Source organism: Frigoribacterium salinisoli (assembly GCF_054781095.1).
The window spans coordinates 216,722-230,031 of sequence record NZ_BAAGVB010000002.1; the positions used below are offsets into that span (position 1 = coordinate 216,722).

Genomic DNA, 13,310 nt, shown 5'->3' on the forward strand with positions numbered 1-13,310 from the left:
GAGCACCGCGGTCAGCTGATCGAGACCTCGACGCTCCCGTCGCCCGCCACCGCCGCGCGCACCTGGCGCAGGTCGCGCACGCGCGGCAGCCCCTGCGTCGTCGGGCTCTCGTGGCCGCCGACGACGACCACGCGCATGCCCGCCGCGAGGCCGGCACGGATGCCCGCCTCGGCGTCCTCGAACACGATCGCGTCGCCGGGCTCGACGCCGAGCCGGGACGCCGCGAGGAGGTAGCCCGAGGGGTCGGGCTTGCCACGGGCGACGTCGTCGGCGGTGACCACGACCTCCGGCAGGGGCACGCCGGCGCCGGACGTGCGGGCGTGCGCGAGCTCGGCGTCGGCGGAGGTGACGAGCGCGACGGCGGTCGCGGGCAGGGCCGCGAGCAGGTCCCGGGCGCCGGGGACCTCGACCGTCGTGCCGGCGAGCTCGAGCTCACCGGCGGCCAGCTCGGCGAGCAGCGCGTCGTGGTCGAGGCCGGCGGGGGCGAAGCGGGCGATGCTGTCCTGGCCGCGGACCCCGTGCACGGCGGCCAGCACCTCGGCCGGGTCCAGGCCGAACCGCTCGGCGAACCCGGTCCAGATGCGCTCGACGGTCGCGAGCGAGTCGACGAGGGTGCCGTCCATGTCGAAGAGGAAGGCGCGGGCGGTGAGCGTCGTGGGAGTGGTCACGGGACCATCCTGGTGCCCCGGGGCCGCGCCTCCTGCGCTCGTGCTCAGGCGAGGGCGCGCTCGAGCCGCGCCTCGTGGGCCGACAGGCGGCCCTCGCGCGTCGGCGGGGCGACCGCGTCGAGCCGGCGCAGGAGGCGCGTGGCCGCCTCGAGGACGGCCGGCTGGTCTTGCGCGTAGGTGTCGACCGCGTCGAACACGCTGTCGACCAGCTCCTCCACCGCGGGCCACGAGCACCGCACGAGCGGGGCCCCGGAGTCGTCGACGAGCGCGGTGACGGCCTCGCCGCGCCGCCACAGCGGGACCAGCACGCCCGCGGCGTGGTCGAGCGCGCTCACCGCCGTGTAGGGGTCGTTGCTGCCCGAGGCGAGGCCCCGCACCGCGATCTCGACCAGCTGCTGCAGGGCGAACGAGACGTCCTGGTGGGGCGTCCGCGCCACGCCGAGCGTGAACGCGCGCCGCAGGGCCTTCACGGTCGCCGAGGGCGCCGGGCGGTCCGTCGTCACGAGCACGTCGCCCTCGATGACGTGGCTCCCGGGCATCGCGACGACGTCGACGAGGCCCGCCCCATCGGCGGACCGCCGCAGCTGCTCCCAGGCCACCGCCTGCACGTAGCCGTCGGAGGCGGCCCTGACGTTCGTGCCGTCGGCCCCGCCGACGAGCGTGCCGTGGGCCGTGCCCGCGTCCGGGTCCGTGGGGCGTGCCCGCGCGGGGTCGGTGCTGAGGCCCTCGCCCGGCTCGTCCGGGTAGACGAAGGCGGCGACGCCGCGGAGGTCGTCCATCACGCGCCCCTGCAGCGACGTGATCTGCACCGAGCGGGCGATGTGGTGGATGAAGAAGACCAGCACCCCGACGTCGAGCACGCCGAGCAGCACGGCGACGTGCACCGCGATGACCGGCACGAAGGCGCTCGCGTCGTCGACCTCGGTGTGCACGGTCCGCATGACGACGATCGCGTAGAGGAACGTCGACGTGAACGTCGCCAGCACGAACTGGTTCGCGCGGTCGGCCATGAAGTTGCGCACGAGCCGCGGGCCGTACGTCGACGAGGTCGTCGCGAGAACCGAGATCGTGATCGAGAACGAGGTGCCGGCCACCGTGAGCATCGACGACCCGATGACCGACAGGAGCGAGCGGCCGCCGGAGGCGCTCAGCGAGTCCAGGAAGAACACCCGGTCGGTGGCGAGCGCGGGCAGGCTGCGGTCCAGGAGGACGAGCGCCTCGGCGAGGACGACGGCCAGGAGGCCGAGCGAGGCGGGCAGGAACCAGAACGACTCCCGGACCCTGAGCAGGGCGCCGGTCATGCGCGCACGGGCGGGGCATCGAGCAGGAGGTCCATGCCCTGCACCCTAGGCGGGGCCGGTCCCTCGCGACGCGGCCGGGCCTCCTGCACCGTGCCGTGACCGGCACCGCACGACGCGACGCCGGCCTCCTGGGCGGAGGCCGGCGTCGCGGGGAGGGCGTGCGCTGCGGTGCGCGTCAGCCCGAGGGGTTCTCGACGGGCGCGCCACCGGGCGCGGTGCCCGTGTCGGGGTCGGCCGTGGTCGGGTCGGCCGTGGTGGGATCGGTCTCGCTCGGGTCGGACGTGCTCGGACCCGTGGTGCTCTGACCGGGGGGCGGCGTCGGTTTCGCCATGAGTGGCTCTTTCCCGACGGGGCGTCTCGTCGCTGAGTCGTCCTGCGCCGGGAGGCGCTGGGTCCGTCGCGACGTTCCCCGTCCCCTGCTGTCTACGCCCCGGGCCGCGTCGCGCACCCAGGTCCGCCCGCCCGTGCCGCCGCGGGCCTGCGCCGCGGCGCCGAGGCCGGGCGCGCGACGCCCGGCGTCAGCCGTCGGTGCCGGTGCCGGTGCTCCGGGGGAGGGTGCTCGCCCCGAGCGGCGAGGCGTCGTGGAGGCCGAGCTCGACGGGCCAGAGGTCGTGCTCGTCCGCCGTGGGCTCCAGCACGTCGACCTCGCGACGTTCGAGCTGGACGGAGACCCGCGGGGTGACCAGCACCGAGACGGTGCAGCGGCCCTGGCCGGCGACGAGCAGCTCGACGAACCGGGCGCCACCGTTCGCCGCGTCGAGGAGCTGTGCCTTGAGCACGTCGAGGTCCTGCTCGGGCGACAGCTCGTAGCGGTGCCCGTCGATGGTCAGGAGCGTCTGGAGCATGGGGGGTCCTCGTGGTGCGTCCGAGTGGCGTCCGAGGCGGGAGCGGGGTCTGGGCTGACGTCCGGGGTCGGTTCTCCGACCACCGAGAACGTTACCGCCGCCGCGGCTCCGTCCGAGAGGGGTGGTGCTGCCGTCGGGGGTCGGCTACGCGTCGCCCGGCGCCCGGGCTCCTGCCCGGGTGGCGCGGCTCAGCGGGGGACGCGCACGCGCCGGGCCACGACGTCCCGCGCGAGCTCGGAGAGCTTCGTGCCGGTCGACCGCGCGCTCCTGCGGAGCAGCTGGAAGGCCTCCTCGGTGCTCACCCCGTGCTGGTGGGCCAGCACGCCCTTGGCCTGCTCGATCACCACCCGGGTGTCCAGCGCCTCCTGCAGCTGGGCCTGGACGAGCCCCGCCTCCTGGAGGACGCGCTCGTGCAGGATCCCGATCGTCGCGACGTCGGCGAGGGCCTGCGCCGCGCGCACGTCGCGCGCGTTGAGCGGCCCCGTCGAGGTGCGCAGCAGGTTGAGGGCGCCGATGGTCGTGTCGCGCAGCCGCAGCGGGATGGCGTGCACCGACCGGAAGCCCTGGTCGAGCGCGCAGCGCTCGTAGCGGGGCCAGGGGCGGTCTCCCTCGCCGATGACCTCGACCGACACGACGGTCCCGGTGGCGAAGCACTCGGTGCAGGGGCCCTCGGCGGCGTCGACCTGCATGACCTCGACCAGTCGGCTCGCCTCGCTCGTCGAGGCGACGACGTCGAGCTCGCCCCGGTCGTCGGCGAGCAGGAGGCCCGCGGCGGCCACGTCGAACAGGTCCACGCACGAGTCGACGAGGGTCTGCAGCAGCTCGATGACGTCGTAGGAGTCGACGAGCGTGTCGGCCATGGTGGTGAAGAGGTCGACCATGCGGGCCTCGCGCGTGCTCTCGATCATCGGTCGTCCTCGATCCCGTCGTCGTCCGCGGAGAAGGACACGATGCCCCGCAGCACCTCCTCCGCCACCTCCCGCAGGGGCCTGCCGGTGGCGAAGGCGTGCGCCTGCAGCAGCAGGTGGGCGTCCTCCGGCGTCGTGCCGAGCTGGGCGAGCACCATGCCGGTGGCCTGGTGCACGGCGCGCCGCGTGTAGCGGGAGGCGCGCGGGCCCTCGTCGTCGTGGTCGGCGGCGTCGACGATGGCCTGCCGCAGCACCCGACGGCCGACGAGGTCGGCGACCCGCAGGGCGTGCGCCTGGTCGTCGTCGCTGAGGGTGCCGGGCCGCACCCGGTAGAGGTCGACCGCGCCGAGGCGGAGGGGCCCCACGCGGAGGGGGAAGGCGAACAGGGCGCCCAGCTCGAGCTCGCGGATCGCCTCCGAGAAGGCGGGCCACTCGCGCCGCGGCAGGCCGCGCACGTCGGGCTCGATGACGGGTGCGTCGGTCGCGAGGCTGTCCCAGCAGGGGCCCTCGCCGAGGTCGAACTGCAGCTCGTCGATGCGCAGGGCGAGGTCGTCGCTGCCGGCGACGGTCTCGCTGCCCAGGGGCGAGCCGAGCGTCGCGACCGAGGCACCGTCGACCGTCAGCCCGTGCAGGAACGGGCGGTGCAGGCCGTCCGTGCCCGACAGGCCGTCGAGGAGCTGGACCGCCTCGCTGAACCGTGCGTCGCCCATGGGCACCTCCCCGTCGACCTCCAGTGTGCCCCATCGCGCCCGTGCGCTGAGCGGACAACCGGGATCGGCGCGCCCGCTCGATGTTATGTTCGAGTCCCGTCAGGGGCGCCGTGGTGCTGCCCCGTCCGGCCGTCGAGGCCGGTGCGGAGCCCGTCGCGGCTCCTGGTGGCGACAGGGCCTCGGGGCCCAGGAGGGCGGACCGCTGTGCCCGATCTCTCCTCCCGCCCCGGCGGCGCGTCCCCGGGGGAGCGCCCGCTCGGTGACCGCGTCCGCATCCGCGCCCTCGGCCACGACCTCGACGCCGCCCGGATCGAGCTGGCCCCCCTCTACGACGGGGTCGACTGGCGGGCCGACACGACGGAGAGCGACTTCACGTTCCGCTACACCGCGGCGGGCGACAGCGGCATGTCGCTGCGCACGTCGGCGATCCAGGGGCGGCTCACCGGGCAGATCCCCCCGGGCGACGAGCTCGTCGTGCAGTGGATCTCGCACGGGCGCGCCGTCGTCGACGACGGGCACGACGTCCAGCAGGTGCGCCCCGGGGTGCCCCTGCTCTTCCCCGCCCACGAGCACTTCACGTTCACCTACGAGGACTACGACCAGCGCATCGTGCATCTGTCGAAGGACCGCGTCGCGGAGGTCGCGGCCGAGCAGGGGCACCTGGGCGGCGCCGCGGGCCTGCGCTTCGACCACACCGCCCCGGTGACGCAGGAGGCCGTGGCCGCGTGGCGCGCGACCGTCGCGGAGGTCTCGTCCGCGCTCGGCGCCGGACAGGTCTCGCGCGTCCTGTGGGCCGAGCTCACCCGGCGCACCTCGCTGGCCTTCCTCGGCCTCTACCAGCCGCAGGGTGCGCGCCTGCCCCCCGAGCTGCTGCACCCGCGCAACGCGACGCTGCGCCAGGCGGTCGAGTTCGTGCACGCGCACGCGCACCTCCCGCTCACCGTGATGGACATCGCGGCCAGCGCGAACCTCGGCGTCCGGGCCGTGCAGCAGATGTTCCAGACCGCGCTCGACCGCACCCCGATGGGGTACCTGCGCGAGGTGCGGCTCGAGCGGGTGCGCGACGAGCTGCTGCAGAGCGACGTCGACGCCACCACGGTCGCCGTCGTGGCCCGCTCCTGGGGGTTCTCGCACGCCGGCCGCTTCTCCGCGACGTACGCCGAGCGCTTCGGCGAGTACCCGAGCGACACGCTGCGCCGCGGGCGCTGAGCGCGGGGCGCGCGCGCCCGCCCACGCTGCGCGCGCGCCCGCCCCCGCTGCGCGCGCGCCCGCCCGCCCGCCCACGCTGCGCGGAACATCGATGTGACCCGGGATGCGGGCTCGGGCCTCCTGGCGCAGCAGTTCGCGACACCTCGATCGGGCCCGGTGCCCGGTGCCGGGTGCCCGGTGCCGGGTGCTGGGTGCTGGGTGCTGTCGACGGTGTCCACGATGTGCTGGGTCGGGCGCGCTGCACCCGCCGATCGTGGACACGCCCGCGAGGAGGGTGCCCACGATCGGCTGGTCCCGCGCTGCTCCGTCAGCGTGTCGTGGACACCCTCGGGTCGGGCCGGGTGGACCGGGACAGGCGGACCGGAACGGGCGGGAGGGACGAGCTGGCTGGCGGGCTGGGCGGCCCGGGTCGGGCGGGGCGGACGAGCTGGCGCCGAGCGCCGGACCGGGAGCGGGCCCGGGCTGCTGCGGGTGATGATCGTTCTCGTCATCGATTGCATCGACGCATTGCAATGCGTGCATGTGTCTGCTCTACTGGGACCACCGACCCGCCCGCGACACGAAGGAGGCCACCATGGCCGACACCCAGACCGAGACCCACGCCGAGCACACCGTCGCCGAGCACCAGCACGGCGAGGCCTGCGGCCACGAGACCGTGCAGCACGACGACCACGTCGACTACGTGCACGGCGACCACAAGCACGCGCAGCACGCCGACCACTACGACGAGCACTGAGCGCTCGCGCCTCCGTGGCCCACGCGGGCAGGAGGCGCACCCCGGTCCGTCAGGACCGTCACCCCGGAGGGCCCGCCGACAGGCGGGCCCTCCGTCGTGCGTGCGGGCCGGCCGCGCCGTCGTGCCGGCGGCTCGCCGGGCCGTCGCCGGAGGGTGGGCGAGTGCGTCGTCGGCGGGCGGCCGCGGTCGCCCGTCGGCGACGGAGCCGCCCGCGTCCCGGGCCAGCCCTGGCCCGTGGGGGCGGGGCTGCTGCCCGGCCGCGGTGCCGGGCCGGACTACCCTGGACCGCATGTCCGACGACGAACGGCTCGAGGCCGCGGCCGACCTCTTCAAGGCCCTGTCGTCGGCGTCGCGCCTGCGGCTGCTGCGGCTCCTCGACGTCGAGACGGCCACCGTCTCCGCGCTGGTCGAGGCCTCCGGGCTCTCCCAGCCGCTCGTGTCGCAGCACCTCCGCGTGCTCCGGAGCATCGGGCTCGTGCAGGTCGAGCGCACCGGCCGCGAGGCCCGCTACTCCGTGGCCGATCGGCACGTGTCGCACATCGTCGCCGACGCCATCGAGCACTCCGGCGAGGCCGTCACCCCCTGACCCCGCGGGGCGTCCCGCCCGCCCGGCCGCGACCTCCTGCCCGCCCGCCCGGCCACGACCTCCTGCCCGCCGGGTCAGGCGACGCGACGTCCGTCGACGAGGTGCACGAGCGCGACGCCCGGGCCGCGCAGCTCGGCGTCGTGGGTCGCCTCGACGACCGTCGCGCCCCGCGCGAGCTCGCCGTCGACGGCGCGGCGGATGAGCCGCTGCGCGGCGGCGTCCACCCCGGCGGTGGGCTCGTCGAGCAGCAGGAGGTCGGCGCGCCGGGCGAGCCCCTGGGCGACGAGGGCGCGCTGACGCTGCCCGCCCGAGAGCGCCGAGAGCGAGCGCCCGGCGAGGTCGGTGATGTCGAGCGCGTCGAGGGCCTCGTCGACGGCGGCGCGGTCGTCGGCCCGGGCGTGCCTCCTGCCGGCGCCCCAGCGCCCCATCGCGACGGTCTCGCGCACCGTCAGCGGTAGTCGATCGGTGACGGCGCTGCGCTGCACCACGAGGCCGACGCGCAGGCCGGGGGTGCGCTGCACCTGGCCACGGACGGCGTCGTGGGTGCCGGCGAGCACGGCGAGCAGCGTCGACTTGCCCGAGCCGTTGGGCCCCACGAGCACGGTGTGCTGCCCGGGCTGCAGGGACAGGTCGAGGGCGTGCAGGGCGACGTGGCCGTCGTGGCTCGCCTCAACGCCGCGTAGTTGCACGACGGGTGTCGCTGACGTGGCGACGGGCGGCGGGGCGGAGGACGGAGCGGTGCGCATGGTCATAACGATAGTCGTTCTCATGTAGGGTCGACGACCGTGACCGACCTCCTCGACCCGTTCAGCACCGCGTTCATGCTCCGAGCCCTGCTCGGCGGCGTGCTCGTCGCGGCGCTCTGCGGCGTCGTCGGCACCTGGGTGGTCGTGCGCGGCACGGCGTTCCTCGGCGAGGCGATGGCCCACGGCCTCCTGCCCGGCGTCGCGATCGCCACCCTGCTCGGACTGCCCCCCGTGGCCGGCGCCGCCGCCAGTGCCGCCGTGATGACGGCCGGCCTGAGCCTCGTGCAGCGCCGCGTGCGCCTCTCGCAGGACACCGTCATCGGCCTGCTCTACGTCGGCATGCTCGCGGTCGGCGTCGTCGTCGTGTCGCGGTCGCGGTCGTTCGCCACCGACCTCACGGCGATCCTCTTCGGCGACGTGCTGGCGATCCAGGCGTCCGACCTGACGTTCCTCGTCGTCGCGCTCGCCGTGGTGCTCGTCGTCGTCACGGCGTTCCACCGCTCGTTCGTCGCGCTCGCCTTCGACCCGCGCGTCGCCCGCACGCTCGGCCTCCGGCCCCGGCTCGCCCAGGTGGTGCTCGTGGCGCTCGTCACGCTCGTCGTCGTGGCGTCGTACCAGGCCGTGGGCAGCCTCCTGGTGCTCGGCCTCCTGCTCGCCCCCGCCGTCGCTGCGGGGCACTGGATGCGCCGCGTGCCCAGCACCATGGCGCTCGCCGCCGCGCTCGGCGCGGTCGCCGTCGTGGTCGGCCTGCTCGTCTCCTGGCACGCCGGCACCGCCGCCGGCGCGACCATCGCTGCGTCGGCCGTGGCCCTCGCCGCGCTGTCGGGCATCGCCCGTGCGGCGGTCGTGCGCCTCCGACCCGGGCGACGAGCGCAGGAGGCGCGTCCCGCCCCCGCCCCGCCCGCCCGGCCCGCCGTGGCGTCGGCCGCACCCTCGCGCGACGCCGTGCCCTCGCGCGACGCCGAGCACGGCGCCGCACCCGCACCCGCGGACCCGCACCACCCGCACCACCCGCGCCACCCGCACCACCCCCACCCCGCTACCGACCCGAGGGAGCTGTCCCACCCGTGAAGTCCCGTCCCACCCTGCTGCTGCCCGCCGCGGCCGCCGTCCTCGCCCTCGCCGGGTGCGCCTCCGGGCCCGCCGGCGACGCCGACCCGGCCGCCTCCGAGACCGCCGTGCCGCACGGCTACGTCGAGGGCGCCTCCGAGCAGCAGGAGCCCCAGCTGCGCCTCGTCACCCTCGACGACTCGGGCGCGCTGCACGCCTTCGACCCCGTCGCCGAGGAGTCGCGCGAGCTCGCCGACCTGGCGGGCGACGACGTGAGCCGCCTCGCCACCGACGGCCGGTACCTCTTCGCCTCGTCGGAGGACGGCGTGCTGCGCATCGTCGACGGCGGCGCCTGGACGGTGCCGCACGGCGACCACAACCACTACTACCTGGCCGACGCGCGCGAGGTCGGCGAGGTCGACGGCGGCTCGGGCGCGGGCCCCGCCGAGGTCGCCTCGAGCGCGACCGTGACCGCCGCCTGGTTCCCGGGGTCCGGCACGGGCGTGCTGCTCGACGCCGAGGCGCTCGCCGACGGCGAGGTCGCCGAGCTCGGCCGCGTCGAGGGGCCGGAGGGCGCGGGCGTGCTCGCGCCCCTGGGCGACCTCGTCGTCGCGAGCGACGCGACCGGCGGTGGCGCGGCCGACGGGCTGCGGGTGCTCACGGCCGAGGGCGACGTCGTCGACGGGGCCACGGCCTCCTGCCCCGACCTGCGCGGCGCGGCCTCGACCCGGGTCGGCATCGTCGTCGGCTGCTCCGACGGCGCCGTGCTGGCGACGCAGGACGACTCCGGCGAGGTGTCGTTCGAGCAGGTCCCGTACCCCGCCGGCACGGCCGCCGCTGACGTCGCCACGGCGTTCGAGGGGCGCCCCGGCCGGCCCACCGCGGCCGCCGTCGCCGGCAGCACGGGCGCCTGGCTGTTCGACGCCCGCGCCCGCGAGTGGACGCTGATCACGACCCCCGAGCCGCTGCTGCGGGCCAGCGCGGTCGGCGACTCCGACGGCACCGTCGTCGGCGTCGACGCCTCCGGTCGCGTCGTCGTGCTCGACCCCACCGGCGTCGTCGCGCAGACCGAGCCGCTGCTCGCCGACGACCTCGTCGACGGTGCCCTGCCCGACGGCGTCGAGCTCGAGATCGACGTGTCGCGCAGCTACGTCAACTCGCCGTCCGCCGGCGTCGTGCACGAGATCGACCACGGCGACGCCGCCCGGGTCGCCCGCACGCTCGACGTCGAGGGCGACGCCGCGCGCTTCGTGGAGACGGGCCGATGAGCCGCGTCGACGCGCTGGCCGGCTGCGTGCTCGCCGGCCGCGCTGCCCGCCGCGGCGGTCCTGGCGGGCCCGGCCGGGGCCTCCTGCGCTCCGTCGTCGCGGCCACGGTCGCGCTCGGGCTCGGCGTGACGACGGCCGGATGCTCGACGGGCGCCGGCGCGGACGGCCCGTCGGTCGTCGTCACGACGAACATCCTCGGCGACGTCGTCGACGAGCTCGTCGGCGACCAGGCCGAGGTCACCACCCTCATGCCGCCCGACGCCGACCCGCACTCGTTCGAGATCTCCGCGCAGGACGCGGCCCGGATGCAGGACGCCGACCTGCTCGTGTCGAACGGCCTCGGCCTCGAGGAGGGGCTGCAGCACCACGTCGACGCGGCCCTCGCCGAGGGCGTGCCGGGCGTCGCCGCGGGCGACCTGGTCGAGCCGCTCGCCTACGTGACCGGCGACGCCGAGGGCGACGTCGACCCGCACTGGTGGACCGACCCCGCCCGGATGCTCGACGTCGTCGACGGCCTCGAGCAGGAGCTCGCGGCCACCGTCGACGGGCTCGACCTCGACCGGCTCGCCGAAGCGGCCGACGCCTACCGTGGCGAGGTCGAGGCGGTCGACGCCGAGATGGCGGAGGCGTTCGCGGAGATCCCGGCCGAGCGCCGCGCCCTCGTCACCAACCACCACGTGTTCGGCTACCTCGCCGACCGGTACGACTTCAGGATCATCGGCGCCGTCGTGCCCGGCGGCACCACGCTCGCCTCGCCGAGCGCCTCGGACCTCGCCGACCTCACCGCCGCCATCGAGCAGGCCGGGGTGCCGACGATCTTCGCCGACTCGTCGCAGCCCGACCGCCTCGTGCAGGTGCTCGCCGACGAGGCCGACGTCGACGTCGATGTCGTCGCCCTCTACACCGAGTCGCTCACCGCCCCCGGCGGCGGCGCCGAGACCTACCTCGAGATGCTGCGCGCCAACGAGCGCCTCATTACGACCGGCCTCTCCCCCTGACCACCACCACCCGCACCACCCCCGGAAGGAACCCATGATCCAGCGACACCACCGCCTGCTCGCCGGCGCCGCACTGACGGCCGCCGCCACGCTCGCCCTCACCGCCTGCTCGGGAGGCGCGTCCCGCGACTCCGACGCGTCCGGCTCGTCCGGCGGCTCGGGCGCGTCGAGCGCCTCGGCCGCCGAGCAGGTCGACGCGGCCCAGGCCCGCATCGCCCTCACCTACGACGGCGGCCTGCTCGTGCTCGACGCCGACACCCTCGACGTGGTCGGCGACATCGAGCTCGCGGGCTTCAACCGCGTCAACCCGTCCGGCGACGGCCGCACCGTCATGGTGTCGACCGAGGAGGGCTTCCAGGTGCTCGACACCGGCGCCTGGACCGCCGACGGCCAGTCGTACGTCGCCGAGCCCGTGCTCACCGACCTCGTCTTCGACGCACCCACCCCCGGCCACGTCGTCCGCCACGGCGACAAGACGATCCTCTTCGCCGACGGCACGGGCGACACCACCGTCTACGAGACGGACGACCTGCTCGACTCGCTCGGGTCGGGCGAGCTGCCCGAGCACGAGGTCGTCGGGGCGCCCGACGCGCACCACGGCGTCTCGATCGTGCTCGAGGACGACACCCTGCTCACGACCATCGGTGACGCCGAGGGCCGCTCCGGCGTGCGGGCGCTCGACGCCGACCGCGAGGAGATCGCCCGCAGCGAGGAGTGCCCGTCCGTGCACGGCGAGGGCACCACGAAGGGCGAGGTCGCGGTCTTCGGCTGCAGCGACGGCGTGCTCGTCTACGCGGACGGCGAGTTCACCAAGATCCAGGCCGAGGACGAGTACGGCCGCACCGGCAACGAGTACGTCACCGAGACGTCCCCGATCGCGGTCGGCGACTACGAGACCGACCCCGACGCCGAGGGCGTCGAGCGGAACTCCCTCGTGCTCACCGACACCGAGGCCATGACCACGGTCGTCGCCCCGCTGCCCGACGGCGTCGGCTACACCTGGCGCGACGTCGCCCGCACCGCCGACGACGACGCGGTCGTCCTCGGCACCGACGGCTCGCTCCACGTGATGGACGTCGAGACCGGCGAGATCACCGACACCTACCCGGTCATCGAGGCGTGGACCCCGCCGATCGAGTGGCAGGACGCCCACCCGGCGCTCACCGTCCTCGACGGCACCGCCTACGTGACCGAGCCCGCGACGAGCTCGATCCACGCGGTCGACCTCGCCACCGGCGACGTCGTCACCACGGCCGAGCTGCCCGCGGCCTCGAACGAGATCGCGGTGGTCACGGGCTGAGGCCTGGCGGGCCAGCCCTGGCGGGGCGGGCCCTGGCGGGTCGGCCCTGGCGGGGCGGGCCCTGTCGGGTGGGCCCTGGCGGGTCGGCCCTGCCGGGTCGGCCCTGCCGGTCCTGCCGGTGCTGCCCGTGATCCGAAAAGGCGACCGTCCCGGCCGACGTGCGCGCTCCTCCTGCGGGGTGAGCGGCGTGTCGGCCGCGGACGGTCGCCTTTTCGCGACAACGGCGGGCGTGAGGGCAGGAGGCGCGGGTCGGGCTGGGGCAGGAGGCGCGGGTCGGGCGCGGGGCAGGAGGCGCGGGTCGGCGGGTGCAGGGGGCGCGGTTCGGGGGCGCGGGCCCCTTGCCAGGGATACCCCCGGGGGGTATGGTGGACGCGTGACCGAGACCTCCACCCCCGCCAGTGTCGGCTACGTCGACGACAAGAAGGCCCTGCTCGCGCGCCTCAAGCGCACCGAGGGGCAGGTGCGCGGCATCGCGCGGATGGTGGAGGAGGACACCTACTGCATCGACGTCCTCACCCAGGTCTCGGCTGCCACGCGAGCGCTCGAGTCGGTCGCCCTGACGCTGCTGACCGACCACCTGCACCACTGCGTCTCGCAGGCGGCCCAGGGCGACGGCGAGCACCTCGACGAGAAGATCCGCGAGGCGAGCGCCGCCATCTCCCGACTCGTGAAGTCCTGAGCACCGACACCACCACGCCGCGTCCGTCCCCCCTCGTGAAGGAGCCAGCATGACCACCACGACCCTCCCCGTCACCGGCATGACCTGCGAGCACTGCGTCGCCAGCGTCACCGAAGAGGTCACCGAGCTGTCCGGCGTCTCCGACGTCTCGGTCGACCTCGTCGCGGGCGGCACCTCGACCGTCACCGTCACGAGCGATGGCCCGCTCGACGCCGACGCCCTGCAGGGCGCCGTCCGCGAGGCGGGCTACGACGTGGCGTCGTGACCCCCGCTCCGACACGCGGCTCGGCCGCAGCAGGAGGGTCG

16 protein-coding genes are annotated in these 13,310 nt (G+C 75.6%); 9 read left to right on the forward strand and 7 right to left on the reverse strand.

The window, feature by feature from the left end:
* Positions 1 to 11 precede the first annotated feature (11 nt).
* The 6 genes from ACYVHQ_RS06915 to ACYVHQ_RS06940 form a co-directional block, all read right to left on the reverse strand.
* Positions 12 to 668: an HAD-IA family hydrolase gene (locus ACYVHQ_RS06915; RefSeq protein WP_460511465.1), complete on the reverse strand. Its 657-nt coding sequence runs from the start codon at positions 666 to 668 to the stop codon at positions 12 to 14.
* A gap of 44 nt (positions 669 to 712) precedes the next feature.
* Entirely contained in the window at positions 713 to 1,969 is a 1,257-nt protein-coding gene (locus ACYVHQ_RS06920; RefSeq protein WP_460511467.1) for a DUF2254 domain-containing protein, read from the reverse strand.
* Positions 1,970 to 2,144: 175 nt separating this feature from the next.
* The gene (locus ACYVHQ_RS06925) at positions 2,145 to 2,300 is read right to left on the reverse strand and encodes a hypothetical protein (RefSeq protein ID WP_460511468.1); all 156 of its coding nucleotides are present in this window, start codon (positions 2,298 to 2,300) and stop codon (positions 2,145 to 2,147) included.
* A 187-nt stretch (positions 2,301 to 2,487) separates the two neighbouring features.
* Complete coding sequence (locus ACYVHQ_RS06930) at positions 2,488 to 2,814, reverse strand: hypothetical protein (protein WP_460511470.1); 327 nt, start codon at positions 2,812 to 2,814, stop codon at positions 2,488 to 2,490.
* A gap of 188 nt (positions 2,815 to 3,002) precedes the next feature.
* On the reverse strand, positions 3,003 to 3,722 hold the full coding sequence (locus ACYVHQ_RS06935; RefSeq protein WP_460511472.1) for a GAF and ANTAR domain-containing protein: 720 nt from the start codon (positions 3,720 to 3,722) through the stop codon (positions 3,003 to 3,005).
* On the reverse strand, positions 3,719 to 4,432 hold the full coding sequence (locus ACYVHQ_RS06940) for a GAF and ANTAR domain-containing protein (RefSeq protein WP_460511474.1): 714 nt from the start codon (positions 4,430 to 4,432) through the stop codon (positions 3,719 to 3,721). The genes ACYVHQ_RS06935 and ACYVHQ_RS06940 overlap by 4 nt, the downstream gene beginning before the upstream one ends.
* A 204-nt stretch (positions 4,433 to 4,636) precedes the next feature.
* On the opposite strand from ACYVHQ_RS06940, the gene ACYVHQ_RS06945 reads away from it, so the two are divergent.
* The 3 genes from ACYVHQ_RS06945 to ACYVHQ_RS06955 all read left to right on the forward strand — a co-directional run bounded on the left by ACYVHQ_RS06945 (position 4,637) and on the right by ACYVHQ_RS06955 (position 6,963).
* On the forward strand, positions 4,637 to 5,641 hold the full coding sequence (locus tag ACYVHQ_RS06945) for a helix-turn-helix transcriptional regulator (protein WP_460511476.1): 1,005 nt from the start codon (positions 4,637 to 4,639) through the stop codon (positions 5,639 to 5,641).
* A 574-nt stretch (positions 5,642 to 6,215) separates the two neighbouring features.
* Positions 6,216 to 6,377: a zinc transporter permease gene (locus ACYVHQ_RS06950; RefSeq protein ID WP_460511477.1), complete on the forward strand. Its 162-nt coding sequence runs from the start codon at positions 6,216 to 6,218 to the stop codon at positions 6,375 to 6,377.
* Between the two features lie 289 nt (positions 6,378 to 6,666).
* Positions 6,667 to 6,963, forward strand: coding sequence for an ArsR/SmtB family transcription factor (locus ACYVHQ_RS06955; RefSeq protein WP_460511478.1), 297 nt, complete (start codon positions 6,667 to 6,669; stop codon positions 6,961 to 6,963).
* A gap of 74 nt (positions 6,964 to 7,037) precedes the next feature.
* Here ACYVHQ_RS06955 and aztA read toward each other — a convergent pair whose 3' ends face one another.
* Positions 7,038 to 7,709, reverse strand: a complete 672-nt coding sequence (gene aztA / locus ACYVHQ_RS06960; protein WP_460511479.1) for a zinc ABC transporter ATP-binding protein AztA — start codon at positions 7,707 to 7,709, stop codon at positions 7,038 to 7,040.
* 39 nt (positions 7,710 to 7,748) lie between these two features.
* On the opposite strand from aztA, the gene aztB reads away from it, so the two are divergent.
* The 6 genes from aztB to ACYVHQ_RS06990 all read left to right on the forward strand — a co-directional run bounded on the left by aztB (position 7,749) and on the right by ACYVHQ_RS06990 (position 13,269).
* Positions 7,749 to 8,780 carry a zinc ABC transporter permease AztB gene (gene aztB, locus ACYVHQ_RS06965; RefSeq protein ID WP_460511480.1) on the forward strand — a complete coding sequence of 344 codons (1,032 nt, stop codon included), beginning with the start codon at positions 7,749 to 7,751 and terminating at the stop codon, positions 8,778 to 8,780.
* A complete protein-coding gene (locus tag ACYVHQ_RS06970) occupies positions 8,777 to 10,027 on the forward strand; it encodes an ABC transporter (RefSeq protein ID WP_460511482.1) in 1,251 nt (416 codons plus the stop codon). The genes aztB and ACYVHQ_RS06970 overlap by 4 nt, the downstream gene beginning before the upstream one ends.
* A gap of 83 nt (positions 10,028 to 10,110) precedes the next feature.
* On the forward strand, positions 10,111 to 11,025 hold the full coding sequence (gene aztC / locus ACYVHQ_RS06975) for a zinc ABC transporter substrate-binding protein AztC (protein ID WP_460511871.1): 915 nt from the start codon (positions 10,111 to 10,113) through the stop codon (positions 11,023 to 11,025).
* Between the two features lie 34 nt (positions 11,026 to 11,059).
* Positions 11,060 to 12,325 (forward strand): zinc metallochaperone AztD, encoded by a 1,266-nt coding sequence (aztD, locus tag ACYVHQ_RS06980; RefSeq protein ID WP_460511484.1) that lies wholly within the window; start codon positions 11,060 to 11,062, stop codon positions 12,323 to 12,325.
* A 373-nt stretch (positions 12,326 to 12,698) separates the two neighbouring features.
* Positions 12,699 to 13,004: a metal-sensitive transcriptional regulator gene (locus ACYVHQ_RS06985; RefSeq protein WP_460511486.1), complete on the forward strand. Its 306-nt coding sequence runs from the start codon at positions 12,699 to 12,701 to the stop codon at positions 13,002 to 13,004.
* A 49-nt stretch (positions 13,005 to 13,053) separates the two neighbouring features.
* A complete protein-coding gene (locus ACYVHQ_RS06990) occupies positions 13,054 to 13,269 on the forward strand; it encodes a heavy-metal-associated domain-containing protein (RefSeq protein WP_460511488.1) in 216 nt (71 codons plus the stop codon).
* Positions 13,270 to 13,310 lie beyond the last annotated feature (41 nt).